The organism is Streptomyces nogalater (assembly GCF_039532885.1).
GTDB classification, from domain to species: domain Bacteria; phylum Actinomycetota; class Actinomycetes; order Streptomycetales; family Streptomycetaceae; genus Streptomyces; species Streptomyces nogalater.
This window is the reverse complement of record NZ_BAAASM010000066.1, coordinates 58590-74190: the sequence shown is the minus strand read 5'-3', so window position 1 is coordinate 74190 and position 15601 is coordinate 58590. Positions and strand designations below refer to the sequence as shown.

Annotated in this window: 15 protein-coding genes, 1 tRNA gene and 1 pseudogene; 9 read left to right on the top strand and 8 right to left on the bottom strand. The window is 70.8% G+C overall.

Annotated elements, in window-relative coordinates; translation table 11 throughout:
• Window positions 1-129: 129 nt before the first annotated feature.
• Window positions 130-648, bottom strand: a complete 519-nt coding sequence (locus ABD350_RS33330; protein WP_344352734.1) for a MarR family winged helix-turn-helix transcriptional regulator — start codon at window positions 646-648, stop codon at window positions 130-132.
• A gap of 84 nt (window positions 649-732) precedes the next feature.
• Between ABD350_RS33330 and ABD350_RS33325 the strand changes: the two genes are divergently transcribed.
• The 4 genes from ABD350_RS33325 to ABD350_RS33310 all read left to right on the top strand — a co-directional run bounded on the left by ABD350_RS33325 (window position 733) and on the right by ABD350_RS33310 (window position 4986).
• The gene (locus ABD350_RS33325) at window positions 733-1536 is read left to right on the top strand and encodes an SDR family oxidoreductase (RefSeq protein WP_344352732.1); all 804 of its coding nucleotides are present in this window, start codon (window positions 733-735) and stop codon (window positions 1534-1536) included.
• A gap of 685 nt (window positions 1537-2221) precedes the next feature.
• A complete protein-coding gene (locus ABD350_RS33320) occupies window positions 2222-2737 on the top strand; it encodes a hypothetical protein (RefSeq protein WP_344352731.1) in 516 nt (171 codons plus the stop codon).
• Window positions 2734-4374 (top strand): multicopper oxidase family protein, encoded by a 1641-nt coding sequence (locus ABD350_RS33315; protein WP_344352729.1) that lies wholly within the window; start codon window positions 2734-2736, stop codon window positions 4372-4374. Before ABD350_RS33320 ends, ABD350_RS33315 begins: the two co-directional genes overlap by 4 nt.
• 63 nt (window positions 4375-4437) lie before the next feature.
• On the top strand, window positions 4438-4986 hold the full coding sequence (locus ABD350_RS33310; protein ID WP_344352727.1) for a hypothetical protein: 549 nt from the start codon (window positions 4438-4440) through the stop codon (window positions 4984-4986).
• A 533-nt stretch (window positions 4987-5519) separates the two neighbouring features.
• On the opposite strand, the gene ABD350_RS33305 is transcribed toward ABD350_RS33310, so the two are convergent.
• From ABD350_RS33305 to ABD350_RS33290, 4 genes are all read right to left on the bottom strand, one after another.
• Window positions 5520-6311 carry an ABC transporter permease gene (locus ABD350_RS33305; RefSeq protein WP_344352725.1) on the bottom strand — a complete coding sequence of 264 codons (792 nt, stop codon included), beginning with the start codon at window positions 6309-6311 and terminating at the stop codon, window positions 5520-5522.
• On the bottom strand, window positions 6308-7285 hold the full coding sequence (locus tag ABD350_RS33300; protein WP_344352724.1) for an ATP-binding cassette domain-containing protein: 978 nt from the start codon (window positions 7283-7285) through the stop codon (window positions 6308-6310). Before ABD350_RS33300 ends, ABD350_RS33305 begins: the two co-directional genes overlap by 4 nt.
• 109 nt (window positions 7286-7394) lie before the next feature.
• The gene (locus tag ABD350_RS33295; RefSeq protein WP_344352723.1) at window positions 7395-8237 is read right to left on the bottom strand and encodes a DUF4097 family beta strand repeat-containing protein; all 843 of its coding nucleotides are present in this window, start codon (window positions 8235-8237) and stop codon (window positions 7395-7397) included.
• Window positions 8238-8327: 90 nt separating this feature from the next.
• Entirely contained in the window at window positions 8328-8840 is a 513-nt protein-coding gene (locus tag ABD350_RS33290) for a toxin-antitoxin system HicB family antitoxin (protein ID WP_344352722.1), read from the bottom strand.
• A gap of 201 nt (window positions 8841-9041) precedes the next feature.
• On the opposite strand from ABD350_RS33290, the pseudogene ABD350_RS38105 reads away from it, so the two are divergent.
• The 4 genes and pseudogenes from ABD350_RS38105 to ABD350_RS33270 all read left to right on the top strand — a co-directional run.
• A pseudogene (locus ABD350_RS38105) lies at window positions 9042-9143 on the top strand (hypothetical protein); the annotation flags it as partial.
• Between the two features lie 52 nt (window positions 9144-9195).
• Window positions 9196-10494 (top strand): LacI family DNA-binding transcriptional regulator, encoded by a 1299-nt coding sequence (locus ABD350_RS33280; RefSeq protein ID WP_382466943.1) that lies wholly within the window; start codon window positions 9196-9198, stop codon window positions 10492-10494.
• A gap of 188 nt (window positions 10495-10682) precedes the next feature.
• Window positions 10683-11618 (top strand): DUF6192 family protein, encoded by a 936-nt coding sequence (locus ABD350_RS33275; RefSeq protein WP_344352718.1) that lies wholly within the window; start codon window positions 10683-10685, stop codon window positions 11616-11618.
• A gap of 2 nt (window positions 11619-11620) precedes the next feature.
• Complete coding sequence (locus tag ABD350_RS33270) at window positions 11621-12109, top strand: hypothetical protein (RefSeq protein ID WP_344352716.1); 489 nt, start codon at window positions 11621-11623, stop codon at window positions 12107-12109.
• Between the two features lie 340 nt (window positions 12110-12449).
• Here the strand turns inward: ABD350_RS33270 and ABD350_RS33265 are convergent.
• The 3 genes from ABD350_RS33265 to ABD350_RS33255 form a co-directional block, all read right to left on the bottom strand.
• Window positions 12450-12523, bottom strand: a tRNA-Pro gene (locus tag ABD350_RS33265).
• Between the two features lie 66 nt (window positions 12524-12589).
• A complete protein-coding gene (locus tag ABD350_RS33260; RefSeq protein ID WP_344352714.1) occupies window positions 12590-13348 on the bottom strand; it encodes a Pr6Pr family membrane protein in 759 nt (252 codons plus the stop codon).
• A gap of 419 nt (window positions 13349-13767) precedes the next feature.
• Window positions 13768-14694, bottom strand: a complete 927-nt coding sequence (locus tag ABD350_RS33255) for a metallophosphoesterase (protein WP_344352713.1) — start codon at window positions 14692-14694, stop codon at window positions 13768-13770.
• A gap of 260 nt (window positions 14695-14954) precedes the next feature.
• On the opposite strand from ABD350_RS33255, the gene ABD350_RS33250 reads away from it, so the two are divergent.
• A complete protein-coding gene (locus ABD350_RS33250) occupies window positions 14955-15422 on the top strand; it encodes a GatB/YqeY domain-containing protein (RefSeq protein ID WP_344352711.1) in 468 nt (155 codons plus the stop codon).
• The last annotated feature ends 179 nt before the right edge of the window (window positions 15423-15601 follow it).

Sequence of the window (15601 nt, the reverse complement as noted above, 5' to 3'; positions counted from 1 at the left end):
GCCCCTCAACGCCCACAAGGCCGGCACCATCAAAGGCCTGACCGCCGAAATCGGCGCCTCCCTCGCCCCCGGCGCCCCCATCTGCGACATCAAGGAGTGACGGGATCGAGCTCAGGCGAGGGGGAGCGGTCAGTTGGGTACCGCTCCCTCCAGGTCGATCAGGAGCGTACGCAGATCGTCGTTGAGCCGCCGCTGGGTGGCGAGGTCGAGGGCGGACAGCACCCGCGCCTCCGTCTCCGTCTTGGTGGCGAAGACTTCGAGCGCCCGCTGCTCTCCTTCGTCCGTGAGGCAGACCAGCACCTGGCGGCGGTCGCCGGCGTCGACCTCCCGGCGCACCCACCCCTTCTTCTCCAGGGCGGCCACGCGCTTGGTGACCGCGCCGGTGGTCAGCTGCATGATGTCCTGCAGCGAACCGGCGGTCACCTGGTGCGGCGGCCCGACCCGGCGCAGCGAGGCGAGCAGCTCGATCTCCCAGGGCTCGATGCCGAAGACGGCCAGTTCGCGGCGGAGCCGGGTCTCCAGATGGTGGGCGACACGCTGAAGCCGCTGGCAGAGTTCCTTGGATGTCAGGTCGGGTGCCGTGGAGACCTGCGCGACCTGCTTCATGATCACGTCGACGCGATCGACGGCTTGCTGGCGATCACCCATGGGTCTACCCTAGCCGCTGGCCATTATCTTCCTGGTCGTTTAACTACCAGGAAGTGATGCAAGTCGAAGAGAGGTGCCTTGCCGATGACTCGTAACGTCTCCGCATCCGGCCCGCTGGAGGGCAGGATCGCGCTGGTGACAGGCGGCAGCCGGGGGATCGGGGCCGCGACGGCCACCACGCTCGCCGAGCTCGGAGCCGATGTCGTGCTCACGTACCGAAGTTCGCTGGACGAGGCCAAGGCCGTGGCGGCCGCGTGCGAGGAAAAAGGTGTAAACGCCACGTTGCTCAGGGCCGACCTGGACGCGGCCGACGGCGCCGAAGAACTGGTCACCGCCGTGCGGGAGCGGGTGGACCACCTCGACGTCGTCGTCAGCAACGCGTGCGCCTCGTACCCGCGCGTGCCGCTGTCCGACATGGACCCGACCGCGCTCGGTGACAAGGTCCGCAACGACGTCGTCCTGCTGCACCGGCTCACCACCGCCTTCGTACCCGCGATGCGGGAGCGGGGGTACGGGCGGCTCGTCGTCATCTCCAGCGGCTCGTCCTGGGGCCCGACCGCGCCCGGCCTCGCCGCGCACGGCGTGACGAAGGCCGCGCTGGAGGGGTATGTGCGGTACGCGGCCGACGAGTTCGGCTCCGGTGGTGTGACCGTCAACGGCCTGGCCCTGGGCTTCGTCCTCACGGACGCCTCCTCGGTGGTCCCGCAGCCGGCGCGCGAGGCGCTGGCCAACGCGACGCCGGCCGGCCGGCTCGGCACCCCGCAGGACATCGCCAACGTCGTGTCCCTGCTGGCGAGCCCCGAATCGGAGTGGATCAACGGCGCGACCCTTCCGGTGACCGGCGGCCTCAACTACCCGCTGAACCTGTCCCGCGTCCGCGGCCACTGACACCGGCGGCTGCGGCGGTGCGCGGGCGGGGTGGGGCGGGAGTGGGGCGCGCCGGTATGGGGGGAGGGTACGGGGGCGTGCGGGGAGGGTACGGCTGTGTTCCCGCCCGCGCGCCACTCCCGCTTGCGCGCCGCTCACGCCTGTACGTCCGTGACGCCTCCGCGCCGTGCGCGCTCGCATGTTTCGGACGCCTCCGCGCCGTGCGCGCTCGCATGTCCGTGACGTCTCCACGCCGTGCGCGCCCGCATGTCCGTGACGTCTCCGCGCCGTGCGCGCCCACGTGCCCCTCGCGGACGCACGCCGTGCGCGCCCGCCGGTCCATTCGGTTTACGCGCCGCTTACGCCCGTAGGCGCGTGTCATCCGCGCGCCGTGCACGCTCACCGATCCTGGCAGGCCGGGCGCCGCGCACGCCCGCGCGACTCTCCTGGGCACGCGCCACTGCACTTCTCACGCGCCCCCACCCCAAGCCCCCCGACCAACCCCCACCGTCCGCCCGCCGTTCGCCCGCGTAGGCCATGCAGCCCATAGGCCACGCAGCCCATAGGCCACGCAGTCCGGCAGCCCAGCAGCCCATAGGCCACGCAGGCCCTTAAGACTTCCAGGCCGCGCGCCGCTCCCGGCCCGCCTGCCCTTGGCGCGCGTCTTTCCCCCCACCCGTCAGCCCGTACCGCACCGGAATCCGTGATGCAGCGACCCTCCTCAGAAGCCGCGGCGCAGGCCGTGCCCCCCACCTCCGACTCGGGCGGATCCGGCCCCCGGGACTTACGGCGCCCCGGCCCGGCCGACGACCGGCCACCCGCCCGCTGGGCGCACCGCCCGGTGATCGTCTACCGGGTCGTCTCCGTGCTCTTCACCGTGAACACCCTCGTCCAGGCCGCGGTGGCCGGACTGTTCGTCAACGGCGACGTGGGGCTGCTCACCGTCCACGACGTCAACGCGCACGTTCTTACGATGATGCTCGTGGCCGAGACGGTCGCCGCCACCATCGCCTGGCGGGTGCGCGCGAACCGGGTCTGGCCCACCGTCCTCGGCGCCGTCCTCATCGCGCTGATCATCGTTCAGCAGATCGCCGGGTACTCGCGCGACCTGCTGCTGCACATCCCGCTCGGTGTCGCCCTGTTCGGCGGCGCGTGCACGATGACGGTCTGGGCGTTCACCCTCACCCTGCCCGTCCGGACGCTCAAGGCGCTGCACCGATGACCGCTCCCACATCCGACTCCGCGTCTGCTTCCACACCCGCTCCCTCACGCCGCGGCTTCCTGCGCCTGGCGGCCGGCGGCGCCGGCGCGGTCGCCCTGGGCGGACTGGCCGGCTGCGGCACGGACCGCCCCTCGACCGGTGTCCTGCTCGCCAGCGACCCGGAGGTGGAACTGCCCCGCCCGTTCACGCTGCCACTGACCGTGCCCACCGTGGCGAAGCCCCTGCACGACACCCACGACACGCACGGCTCGTACGGCACGGATGTCTACGAGGTGACCCAGCGGCGCGCCTCCGTGGAGATCCTGCCCGGCACCCGCACCGAGATCTGGTCGTACGACGGCACCTTCCCCGGCCCGACCTTCCGCGCCCGCTCGGGCCGCCCGGTCCGGCTCCGGATGACCAACGCCCTGCCCGCGCCGACCGCGACCCATCTGCACGGCGGTGTCACCCCGCCCGACTCCGACGGCTACCCCACCGACCTGCTGCACCCGCTGGGGCACCACGAGACTTCCGCGCACCGCATGCGGGGGATGGCGGGCACGCACGGCGGCACGATGCCCGAGGGCGGGTCCGTCACCGGCACGCGCACGTACACGTACCCGCTCCGGCAGCGGGCCGCCACCCTCTGGTACCACGACCACCGCATGGACTTCAGCGGCCCACAGGTCTGGCGCGGGCTCGCCGGATTCTTCCTCGTGGACGACGACGAGGAGGACGCGCTGCCGCTGCCGAAGGGCGACCGGGACATCCCGTTGCTGCTCTGCGACCGCTCCTTCGACGCCGACGGCTCCTTCCGCTACCCGTCGCTCGACCCCACCCTCACCCGCACCCCCGGCGTCCGGTCCGGCTACATGGACGGCGTGCTCGGTGACGTACAACTGGTCAACGGCCGCCCCTGGCCGTACCTGGAAGTGAGCGCGGCCCGCTACCGGCTGCGGCTGCTGAACGCCGCCAACGCGCGCCGCTACCGGCTGGCCCTCACCACCTCCGACGGCCGCCGCCTGCCCTTCGTACAGGTCGGCAGCGACCAGGGGCTGCTGGCCCGCCCGCAGACCCTCGACACGCTCACCATGGCCCCGGCCGAGCGCTACGACGTCGTCCTCGACCTCTCCGCCTGCCCGCCGGACACCACCGTCACCCTCGTCAACACCCTGGCCGACGGGGCGATGCGCAACGTCATGCGGTTCCACGTCACCAGCCGGGGGCGGGGCCGCGACGACAGCGGGATCCCGACCCGCCTGTCACGGCCCGAGACCCTGCGCGCCGGACAGGCCGTGACCACCCGGCACTTCGACTTCCGGCTCGGCCCGGACGACATGTGGACCGTCAACGGCCACCCCTTCGACCCGGCGCGCACCTGGGCGACACCACGTCTGGGCACCGTCGAACGATGGCGGCTGACCAGCGACTTCCACCACCCCGTCCATCTGCACCTGGCGCACTTCCAGGTGCTGTCGCGGGCCGGCGGCGCCCCCGGCCCCGGTGACCTCGGCTGGAAGGACACGGTCGACCTGCGCCCGTACGAGGTCGTGGAGATCCTCGCGCGGTTCGACGGATACCGGGGGCGCTACATGCTCCACTGCCACAACCTCGAACACGAGGACATGGCGATGATGGCCAATTTCCGCGTGGTGTAGCGGTCGACGAGCGAGCGACGAGCGGACGAACGAACGGACAACGATCCGAAAGGACGCACGCATATGCAGAAGAAGCAGAGCACCACCGGCGGGCGGGCCGCGCGCCGGGCCGCCGGCGTGGCCCTGGCCGCCGGGTTCCTGACACTGGCCGTGGCGGCACCGCAGCCCGCACTGGCCCTGCCCACCGAACCGGCCGCGACGGCCACCCCGGTAACCACAGTCACGACAGCCACCAGGGCCACTACGGTCACGACCGTGCCGTCCCCGGTGGGCACCTGGTCGGTGACGACGCAGGAGTCCGACCACCCGGCCTCGACGGGCACCCTCTTCTTCCACGCCGACCACACCCTGCGCCTGGAAGCGCACCCCGGCCCCGACGGCAAGCCGGTGTTCATCGGCACCGGCGAGTGGCGCGGCGGCTGCGGTGGCGCGCTGCGCTACGAGTTCACCCACCCGCTGCCCGGCACGCGTACCGGAACGGCCTACGTCGAGCTGGACGGCGTCCTCACCTCACCGACCGGGTTCTCCGCCCGCGGCCTGACACAGCGCGTCTACGACGACGGCGGGACCGAGACGGTGACCATCGTCATGACGGGCACGAAGACCGCCTGACGAGCACGAGCACCAGCACGAGCGTGGGTATGGGCACGAGCCTCGTGAGGGGAGGCCGAGGGGCGCCGGAGCCGCTCGGCGCCCCTCGGACCACGGAAGCCGGCGTCGGCGGGACGCGACACCGGTGGACGCTCCGCGCCGACGGGACACGGCGTCCGCCCGGTGCGGGCGCTTCCGGTCAGCGCCGGCGCAGGGCACGACGGCCGAGCGGGACCCGGCGGCCGAGCGGACTCGGTGCCGGGCTGGGCTCGGCGGCCGGCCGGGGAGGGGCCGGGCGCTGTTCACGCCGTCCATCGAAGCCGCCCCGCACACCCCGGGCAAGCCGGAACCGGGAACCCTGACACGGCCCTGACGCGCGCATACGACTCCTTGACGGGGGAGCCGGAACGGTCAGGGGGCTGATAGCCGGGACGGTCATGCGTGGCTGCCGCACGGAACGGCTCCGGGGCGGTGCACGCCGACGTGGTGCCGGACGTACACCGCCCCGGAGCGGGACGAGTCGGTGGGACGAGCCGGTGGGACGGGCCCGGCCGCTACTTCGGTTCGCGGGCGAAGCGCGAGGTGGACCAGACGTAGCCGAGCACCGCCAGCGCGAGGCACCAGACGACGGCCAGCCACCCGTTGTGGCCGATCTCGGTGCCGAGCAGCAGCCCGCGCAGGGTCTCGATGGCCGGGGTGAACGGCTGGTACTCGGCGACCGGCCGGAACCAGCCCGGCATCGCGTCGACCGGCACGAACGCGCTGGACAGGAACGGCAGCACCATCAGCGGCAGGGCGTTGTTGCTGGCCGCCTCGGCGTTCGGGCTGGACAGACCCATGCCGACCGCGATCCAGGTGAGGGCCACGGAGACGAGCGTCAGCAGACCTACGGCCAGGAGCCAGTCCAGGGCGGTGGCGTCCGTGGCCCGGAACCCGATGGCCACCGCGACGGCCCCCACGAGCACCACGCTCATCACGCACTGGAGCACGCTGCCGACGACGTGCCCGATGAGTACCGACCCGCGGTGGATCGCCATCGTACGGAAGCGGGCGATGATCCCCTCGGTCATGTCCGTGGCGACGGACACCGCGCTGCCGATCGTGGTGCCGCCGATGGTCATCAGCAGGATGCCCGGGACCAGATACGCGAGGTACGCGGACCGGTCCGCCCCGCCGTTGCCGATGCCCGCGCTCATCACGTCACCGAAGATGTAGACGAAGAGCAGCAGCAGCACGACCGGCGAGAGCAGCAGGTTGAGCGTCATCGACGGGTAGCGGCGGGCGTGCAGCAGATTGCGGCGCAGCATCGTCGAGGAGTCGCGCACGGCGAGGGAGAGGGAGCTCATCGGGCATCCTCCGTGGAGAGGGCCGGCTGGTCGGCGCCGGCGGTGAGGGCGAAGAACACGTCGTCGAGGTCGGGGGTGTGCACGGTCAGCTCGTCCGCCTCGATGCCGGTGGCCTCCAGCCAGTCGAGCAGGGAGCGCAGTTCACGCTGGCTGCCGTCGCTGGGGACGCGCAGCGTCAGCGCCTCGTCGTCCGGTGTGACCTCGCGCAGCGCGGAGGCGGCGGACCGGTACGCGGACGGGTCGGAGAAGCGCAGCCGCACATGTCCGCCGGGGACGAGGCGCTTGAGCTGGTCGGCGGTGCCCTCGGCGGCGATCTTCCCGCCGTTGAGCACGGCGATGCGGTCGGCGAGCTGGTCGGCCTCCTCCAGGTACTGGGTGGTGAGGAAGACGGTGACGCCGTCGGTGACCAGCTCGCGGACGATCTGCCACATGGTGTGCCGGGAGCGCGGGTCGAGGCCGGTGGTCGGCTCGTCGAGGAAGATGATCCGCGGGGCGCCGACGAGGGTCATGGCGATGTCGAGACGGCGCTTCATGCCGCCGGAGTAGCTCTGGGCGGGCTTCTTGGCGGCGTCGCCCAGTCCGAACCGCTCCAGCAGCCCGGTGGCGACCCGCCGTCCCTCGCGCTTGGACAGATGGTGCAGATCGGCCATGAGGAGCATGTTCTCCTCGCCGGTGATCAGCCCGTCGACGGCGGAGAACTGTCCGGTGACCCCGATCGCGGCGCGCACGGCCTGCGGCGCGGCGGCGAGATCGTGGCCCGCGACGCGGGCCTGCCCGCCGTCGGGGGTGACGAGCGTGGACAGGATCTTCACGGTGGTGGTCTTGCCGGCTCCGTTCGGCCCGAGCAGCGCGAACACGGAGCCGGCGGGGATGTGCAGGTCGATGCCGTCCAGGACGGTCTTGTCGCCGTAGGACTTGCGCAGCCCGGTGGCGGAGATGGCGGCGGCCGACTGCGCCGTTATCGACATGGGCATGACAGACATGGCGAGGGAGCTCTCCCGTTCAGGTCGAGAAGTGAGCAGAGGAAGTAGGGGGAGTAAGGGGAGTAAGGGGAAGGGCGGCGGTGGGCCCGTGGCCCGGTGCTCAGCCCCGGGCGCGGCGGATGTCGATGTTGCCGTAGCGGGTGCGGGCGTGGACCTGGACGGTGTCCTCCGACGTGTCCGGGGCGTCGGAGGCGGTGAGCGCGTTGCGCACCTGCCCGGCGCCGGAGCTGACGTCGAGCCAGGCGGCCGTGCCCTCGCGGATACCGAGGTCGATGGCGCCGTAGGCGGTCTCCAGCTGGACGGTGCCGCGGGCCACGTCGGCCACGCGCACGGTGCCGTGGGCGGTGGTGGCGGTGACCGAGTCCTCGGCGCGCCGCACCTCGATGTCGCCGTTGGCGTTGCTCACCCGCAGCGCGCCGGTGGCGACGTCGACGGTCGTGCCGCCGTGGGAGTTCTTCAGCACGGCCGGGCCGTCGAGGAGGCCGACGCGCAGACTGCCGGTGCTGGTGCTGATCTCGGCCCGGCCCTCGACCCGGTCCACGCTGATCGAGCCGTGCGAGGCGGTCAGCTCCAGCGGGCCGGTCGCGTCGAGGCGGACGTCACCGGACGAGGTCTTCACCCGGACCTCGCCGAGCCGGCCCTCGCCGAGCACCTGGGTCCAGGCCCCGGTCATGTCGACGCGGGAGCCGGCAGGCAGCTCGACCGTCACGTCCACGACGCCGGTGCGGCCGAACAGGTTGGACTTGGGCGTCCGGATGGTCAGCGCGCCATTCGCGTAGGACACCTCGGTCTGCTCGGCGGTCCGTACGTCCAGGTCCTTCTTGGGGCTGCGGGCCCGCACCTCCACCACGGTGTCGAGGCGGTCGCCCGCGGTGAACTGGATGGAACCGGCGTCGACCCGCGCGGTGACCGAGATCGGTTCGGGGGTGTCGAAAGAAGACATGGCTGTCCCGTCCTCGTGTGTCTTGGAAACGTCCCCGCAGGTGGGACGTGGTGTGAGTGAAGCGAGGTGAAGCGGCGCGGACGGGTGCGGCTAGCGCACCCAGCCGGTGAAGCGCTGGCCGACGGTCTGGCTCTTCTCCGTCGTACGCGGCCGGGCGCCACCGTCGACCGCGGCCGATACGGCCCGTACCAGCCAGGCGTTGACCGACAGCCCCTCACGGCTCGCGGCCTCCTCGGCCCGGGCCTTGAGCTGAGCGGGCAGCCGCAGATTGACGCGAGCGGTCCCGCCCTCGTCCCCCTCGACCGGAGCCCTGAAGGCTTCGACCGGCGCGGCCGGTTCCGCGGGCCCCCCGGTGTCGACGGCCGGCAACGCCACCACGAACTCCGGGTCGAGCCCGCGCAGCCGCACATCCACCGACCCGGGGGCAAGTTCCCGGGTGACTTCGTCCATGGCGGCGGACAGCACATTGAGCATGGTCAGCCGAGCCGCCGACTCCAGAGGAGCGGTCAGCCTCTCGGCCAGCTCCCGGGCATCCTCCCCACCGGCTTCAGCGGCCACCGCAAGCTCGCGGCGGAGGGTTTCGACATAGGGCGTGAGGTCCATGACGCCATCATGGCACCAATTTGGCACCACCGGCAACCCCCTAACGCCACCCGCACCCCCACCTCCGAGGATGCCTCCCCATTTCCCCAGCTCAACCCAGGTACGAGTCCACCTGGGAATGCCGCGTAGAAGGCGCCAACGAAACTCGATCAGCCACCCACCGCCCTCAAGCGACACCACAGTGACGCCACCCGGCGCCACATGGCGCCATTCGACACCACGCTGACACCGGGGGTGGCCGGAGAGGGGCGCAAGAACGCCGACGACGAGACCGGGCTGCACTACAACCTCCATCGCTACTACGCCCCGGAGACAGCCCGGTACATCAGCCCGGACCCGCCGGGACCGGCACCAAGTGCAGAATCGACCTGTCCAGCGCCACCCCGCACAACGGCCGCTTCCCCCATTCCGCCGCGCCGACGTCGACCCGGACTCCAAGCCGCACGGTGGAGTGCCGGCACCCCACTCGGATGTCGACACCTGGGAGAAGCAGGTGAAGGCCGCGTACGCGGCGTCCAGCGTCAAGACGTGGCGCTCGACGCTCCACCTCATCCTGGAAGACGCCGCGGATGAGGGTCTCATAGCCTCCAACCCCGCCGCGAAGCGGCGCGGGCGTGGCAAACGCGCCGGCCGCTCGCGCGACCGTGGCCCCGAAAAGGTCATCACCGATCCGCTGGGCCTGCTGCTCGTCGCAGAGCGGGCGGCGCTGCTGTCCGGCCGTGACGACGAGTTCGTCGCGGTCGTCCTCAAGGGCTACACGGGGATGCGGTGGGGCGAGATGGCCGGGCTGGAGACCCGGTACGCCCGGCCTGGAGCCATACGCGTGGAGCACCAGTTGTACGAGCTGGACTCGGGCGAACTGGTCCGTTGCCCGCCCAAGGACGACAGCTACCGCACCATCGACGCGATGGACTGGCTGTCGGCCCTGGTCGCCGACCACATCGCCCGTACGAAGCCCACACCGTGTCCGTGCCACGGCAAGCGGTACGTCTTCCGAGGGCAGGGCACCGCCCGCACCGGAGGGCACCAGGGTGCCAAGCTCGTCGACGTCGCTCGGTTGTCCGGGGTCTCCACAGGGACGGTGTCCAACGTCCTCAACCACCCCCACCGCGTCGCGGAAGCCACACGGGTGCGGATTGAGAAGGCGATCGTCGATCTTGGGTTCGTGCGGGGCGGTGCGGTGTTGGAGCACGCGGCCCACTGGCGCAGGAACGGTTTTGCGACCTGGCTGTTCACCCCAGCAGCCTCCGGCTGGTATCCGAAGAAGGCCCCGCAGGAGGCGCGACCTGTGCCCATCCTCGCCGAGCCATGGCCCGGTGTCCCGGCCCGAGGGCGGGGCGCCACCGATCGCGCCGATGCCTGCTGGCTCCCGATCGCCAAGGGCCTCACGCCCCACGGACTCCGCCACACCCACCGGACGGCGATGGAGGACCTGGGGGCGGAGAAGGTCCTCATGGACGAGCGCATGGGCCACCTCGACGGCTCGGTCTCCGCGCGCTACGCCCACGTCACCCCAGGCATGCGTCGGCGTCTCATGCTCGGTCTAACTCGGCAGTGGGAGGCGGCGCTCGACGCCCGCCTGGCCTTGTGTCCGACGTCACCGGTGCGCGTGCTCAACGACCTTCTGCGTCCACGTGCGGCCGTTCTCCGATAGCTCCACGGTGCCCCGCAACACTGTTGTGGGGCACCCCGCCTTCCCGTGAGGGCGGTGATCCGACGCCCATAGGAATGCAACATTAGAGCGATTCTCAGGATGAATCAGAGTAAATTGGGCGTAGGTAGCGCGGCGGCACCGTCGACAGATGCGTATGACCCGGTATCCGACACGCGAGGAGGCTCCTCGTGACGACCTTGACTGTCCCTGACGGGTACACCAAGACCGCGTGGGAGAAGATCGTCCGCCGCGGGCGGAAGCTGATGAAGGAGAAGTCCGGGATCCAGTGGGCTCTCGGAGATTACGTTATTGAGTCGCTTGATGGGCACATCCGTGGACACGGCGAGGCGGCCCAGGTGATCAAGATCCTGGGACATCAGATAGGCGCCAATCCGGAGACGCTGCGCACCTACTACGACGTGGCGCGGCAGTGGCCGAAGGCGAAGCGCCGGAAGGATGTGAGCTTCTCGGTGCACGCAACCCTGGCTTACGTTCCGAGCCGGTACATCCTGATCCGTAAGGATCCCTATGACCCCTTCACCAAGGAACACCGCTGGACAGTGAACGAGGCGCAGAAGGTCGCGAACCGCGCCGTCGGGACGCCGACCAACCAAGCAGAGCGTCTCGCTCACACCCGGCGCCTGCTCCATACGGATGAAGACGCGGCCAAGGCGGTCACCGAGATGCTCGGGCGCCCGGACGTCCGGGCCCGCCTCGCGTCCGACCAGCACGCCCGGCACCTGATGCGCCAGGCACAGTACGAGCACTGGCGCGAAGTCGACGAGGCAGCGGAAGCCGAAGCCGAGCTGGCCTCGGCGGACGAAGCCGCAGAAGTGGAAGAGGAGTTTGAAGAAGAAGCCGCTCCCCTCGGCGTCCGATACAGCGAGGCCCCGATGGAGATCCTGCGGTTGATCGGGGCGTTCGCCTCCTTCTCCGTCTCGCTCCAGCGGATCATCCCCGAGGTCCACAGCCAGGATTACACCGAGGAAACCAAGCAGGCGGTCCTCGACAACGTGCACAAGACGCGCATGCTGCTCGACTGGTGCGAGACCGCCATCACGACCGGAAGGACTGACCCGGACAAGGCGCTCGCGCGCCTGATGGAGGACGAAGAAGGCGAGTAAGCATGACGACAACGCGCCGCCAAGCGGCGCACGACAGTGGAGAGGACATCTGGAGTCGGGTGGCAAAGGCCGGAGAGGAGGGCCTCCCTCCGGAGCGGGCCATCGGGCGGAACACCAGGGGCCAGTTCGAGCGAGGCAAGAGCTGGATCCGAGACGTCAAGTGCGGAGCTGAAAAGAAGAGCTTCGTCAGGTACCGCGGCCACTACGCGGTCACCCTTGACCCCGACAAGTGCACGGCCTACGCGGCCGAGCGCCTGCAGTCCCTGTACAAGCAGGCCGTGCGCATCTACAAGTCCTCGCTGAAGGAGCTGCCACCCGAATCACAGGAACTCCTCACAGTGACACTGCTGACCAAGCAGTTGCAGTCCATCTTCGACGCGATGGACATTCTCAAGGCCGCCGGCTTCTCCCCGGAGACCGCGGCGGCAAAGGCCGCAGCAACGACCCCCGCGAAGAGGTCTTCGGCATTGTCCAGGGGCCGGAAGATTTGATCGCAGTCAACTAGGGGACGAGGTGGGCCCACATCCAGGGTGGACCCACCCCGCCGGTTCGAGGATCGCTTCAACCAGACCGGTCAGCAAGCCATGCGTGTCCACCTGGGATGCCAGAGCCCGATGCCAAGGCTGATGGCCAGGTCCACGAGCCAAGACCGAATTTGCTGACGTGCACTAGGGAGAGGTCTGGACGGGGTGGGACTGGCGCGAAAGCTGTCGACCAGCCGGGGAGACCCCGATCAAGATCTTCTCCCAGATTTCTCCCGAACGATCTCCGGAAACCACTCAGGGGCCCGACCCGCTAAGCGGATCAGGCCCCTGACCTGGTACTACGGCGTCGGGGTGGCGGGATTTGAACCCACGACCTCTTCGTCCCGAACGAAGCGCGCTGCCAAGCTGCGCTACACCCCGGTGTCGCTGCTTCCCGCGGCGACGACGTTTACTTTAGCCCACTGGGGGCTGTAGACGAAATCCGGTTCAGAGGCGGTGGCGGGTCGGGGACGGGCGGGCGTGGTCCAGGGCCACCAGGAGGATCGCCAGGGCGTAGATCCCGAGGCCCAGGAGGAGGGCGTTCGCCAGGGTGCCGCGGTAGCCGTGGGTCGTCACGTCCAGGAAGGGATAGAGGTGGCGGGAGGGGTCGGACGGTGGGAGGAACGCGGCCCGGATGAAGGAGAAGGCCAGGTAGGCCAGGGGGTACAGGAGCCAGGCCGCCGTCTGGCGGAGATGCATGCGGGGCGCCGGCGTGAGCAGCAGCCAGTCCAGTACCGCCGCCGCCGGGACCAGCACGTGGATGACCTGGAGCGCCGTCCACTGGGCGTGCCAGCGTTCCGGGACCGTCGTCGCGCCGGTCATGGAGAACGGCGGCGTCGTGTGGGCCAGGAGCAGGTGGTAGACCAGCGCGCCGATCACGACGTAGAGGAGCGCGGCGCCGGTCACCGCCGACGGGAGCGGGCGGCGGGCCCGCCAGGCCCTTCTCGCCGACAGAAACATGATCACGGCCAGCAGGGCAGTGGCCTGGACGCTGAAGTAGCTCAGCATGCGGGCCGGGCTGCCCAGCAGCAGTTCCAGTGCGACCCCGCCCGCCGCCGTCACGGCGGTCAGCAGACGGAACGCCGCGGCCGACGGGCGGCGTACCGGGGCCACCACCGCCGTTGCCGGGACCGGGGCGGGCAACAGGACGGGCGGGCCCGGGACCGCGGGCAGGTCCGGGATGTCCCTGGGTATCGGGGCGGTCATGCCCTCACGCTAGGAGCGGGGGAGGGGGGTGGCCAGGCGGATTGGGCCGGGTGGGTGCCGGGTGGGTGCCGGGTGGGTTACGGGCCGACGACGACCAGCCTCACCGCCATTGAGCGAGCGAGCCCTGGGGCCGCCGACGGCCATGAGCGGTCGGGTCCTCTCCGGCCGGCGGGGCCCCGGCCGCCATGACCTGTCGGGCCTCTTACGGCCACCAAGACCTGTCGGGCCTCCCACGGTCACCAAGACCTGCCGGGCCTCATGCGGCCACCACGACCTGACCGGCCCCTCCGACCTGCCCGCCTCCTACGGCCATGACCGCCCGGCCCCTACGGCCACGATCTGTCCGCCCGCTCTGACCTGCCGGTATCCGATTCCGGCCTGCCGAGCCCCTCTGCCCCGCCGGAACCCTCTCCGACCCGTTACCGCTTCTCCACCAACGTCAGCAACGTCGCCTCCGGTGGGCAGGCGAAGCGGACCGGGGTGTAGCGGTTGGTGCCGCAGCCGGCCGAGACGTGGAGGTAGGACGTACGGCCCTCCGCCGTGTGTGTGGACAGGCCCTTCACGCGGTCCGTGTCCAGGTCGCAGTTGGTGACCAGGGCGCCGTAGAAGGGGATGCACAGCTGGCCGCCATGGGTGTGGCCGGCCAGGATCAGGGGGTAGTCGTCCGCCGTGAACGCGTCCAGTACCCGCAGGTACGGCGCGTGGACCACGCCGAGCGAGAAGTCGTGCGCCCCCGAGGGTCCGCCGGCCACCCGGGCGTAGCGGTCCCGCTTGATGTGCGGATCGTCCAGGCCGGTCAGCTCGATGGAGACGCCCTCGACCTTGAGGACTCCCCGCGTGTTGGTCAGGTTCAGCCAGCCCGCCGCGTCGAAGCCGTCCCGCAGCTCCTCCCACGGATTGTGGACCGCGCCCACCGCCGGCGGGTTGCCGTTCAGCCCGTGGCGTCCGCTCGTCTTCTCCAGGAGGTAGCGGGCGGGGTTGCGCAGCTTGGGACCGTAGTAGTCGTTGGAGCCGAAGACGTACGCGCCCGGGAACTCCATCAGCGGGCCCAAGGCGTCCAGTACCTCCGGGACGCCCTCGGGGTCCGACAGGTTGTCCCCGGTGTTGATCACGAAGTCGGGGCGCAGCCCGGCCAGCGACTGCAGCCAGCGCTGCTTCTTGCGCTGGCCGCCGACCATGTGGATGTCGGAGACCTGGAGCACACGCAGCGGGCGCATGCCCGGGGGCAGGACGGGGACGGTGACCCGTCGGAGGCGGAAGGAACGGGCCTCGAAGCCCGCCGCATAAACCAGGCCGGCGGTGCCGGCCGCCACGATTCCCAGGGGGATTCCGTATCGCGCGCGCATCTGTCCATCGTGTCAGACGGGTTGGGCACGTCGAGACCGGCCGCCCGTCGAGCGAACGGGCGCCGCCGGTCGAGCCGACGAGCGCCGGCGATCGAGTGGATGGGCACGGGGCAACCGGCTGGACGGGCACGAGGACGGGACGGCTGAACGCACGGGCACGGGGGACGGCTGAGTCGACGGGCGGGGATGGCCGGCTGGACGGGCACAGCGGTGGCTAAATGGGCGGGCACAGATGGCCGTGTACCTGCGACAATCGGGCCATGACCACCACGCTCAAGTCGAAGCTGCAGGACGACCTCAACGCCGCGATCAAGGGGCGCGACGAGCTCCGCTCCTCGACGCTCCGGCTGACCCTGGCCGCGATCACCAAGGAGGAGGTCGCGGGCAAGGAGAAGCGGGAGCTGTCCGACGACGAGGTCCTCAAGGTGATCACGCGTGAGGCGAAGAAGCGCCGTGAGGCCGCCGAGGCCTTCGCGCAGGGCGGCCGTGCCGAGCAGGCCGAGCGGGAGAAGGCGGAGGGCGAGGTGCTCGCCGACTACCTGCCCAAGCAGCTGTCCGACGAGGAGCTGAACGCGATCGTCGCCCAGGCGGTCGCGGAGGCGAAGGCGGCCGGTGCCGAGGGGCCGCGGGCCATGGGTGCCGTCATGAAGATCGTGAACCCGAAGGTGGCCGGTCAGGCCGAGGGCGGCCGGGTCGCCGCCGTGGTGAAGAAGCTCCTCCAGGGCTGAGCAGCCACCGTTCCGGCTTCCTCAAGCGCCGGTCCCCTCTCTACGACCACGGGGCCGCACCCCTTCGCAGGGGTGCGGCCCCGCCGTGTTGCCAGAGGTGGGTTCCGCCTTCTTCCCAGAGATGCGGCCCCGTCCTGTTCGCAGAGGTGCGGCCGCGTCCTGTTCGCAGAAACGCGGCC

Bases quoted from the DNA above. Each gene is read 5' to 3' on its own strand.
- ABD350_RS33295 (WP_344352723.1), bottom strand. From the start codon at position 8,237: ATGTCTTCTTTCGACACCCCCGAACCGATCTCGGTCACCGCGCGGGTC.
- ABD350_RS33315 (WP_344352729.1), top strand. From the start codon at position 2,734: ATGACCGCTCCCACATCCGACTCCGCGTCTGCTTCCACACCCGCTCCC.
- ABD350_RS33270 (WP_344352716.1), top strand. From the start codon at position 11,621: ATGACGACAACGCGCCGCCAAGCGGCGCACGACAGTGGAGAGGACATC.
- ABD350_RS33325 (WP_344352732.1), top strand. From the start codon at position 733: ATGACTCGTAACGTCTCCGCATCCGGCCCGCTGGAGGGCAGGATCGCG.
- ABD350_RS33290 (WP_344352722.1), bottom strand. From the start codon at position 8,840: ATGGACCTCACGCCCTATGTCGAAACCCTCCGCCGCGAGCTTGCGGTG.
- ABD350_RS33320 (WP_344352731.1), top strand. From the start codon at position 2,222: ATGCAGCGACCCTCCTCAGAAGCCGCGGCGCAGGCCGTGCCCCCCACC.
- ABD350_RS33305 (WP_344352725.1), bottom strand. From the start codon at position 6,311: ATGAGCTCCCTCTCCCTCGCCGTGCGCGACTCCTCGACGATGCTGCGC.
- ABD350_RS33250 (WP_344352711.1), top strand. From the start codon at position 14,955: ATGACCACCACGCTCAAGTCGAAGCTGCAGGACGACCTCAACGCCGCG.
- ABD350_RS33330 (WP_344352734.1), bottom strand. From the start codon at position 648: ATGGGTGATCGCCAGCAAGCCGTCGATCGCGTCGACGTGATCATGAAG.
- ABD350_RS33310 (WP_344352727.1), top strand. From the start codon at position 4,438: ATGCAGAAGAAGCAGAGCACCACCGGCGGGCGGGCCGCGCGCCGGGCC.
- ABD350_RS33255 (WP_344352713.1), bottom strand. From the start codon at position 14,694: ATGCGCGCGCGATACGGAATCCCCCTGGGAATCGTGGCGGCCGGCACC.
- ABD350_RS33260 (WP_344352714.1), bottom strand. From the start codon at position 13,348: ATGACCGCCCCGATACCCAGGGACATCCCGGACCTGCCCGCGGTCCCG.
- ABD350_RS33300 (WP_344352724.1), bottom strand. From the start codon at position 7,285: ATGCCCATGTCGATAACGGCGCAGTCGGCCGCCGCCATCTCCGCCACC.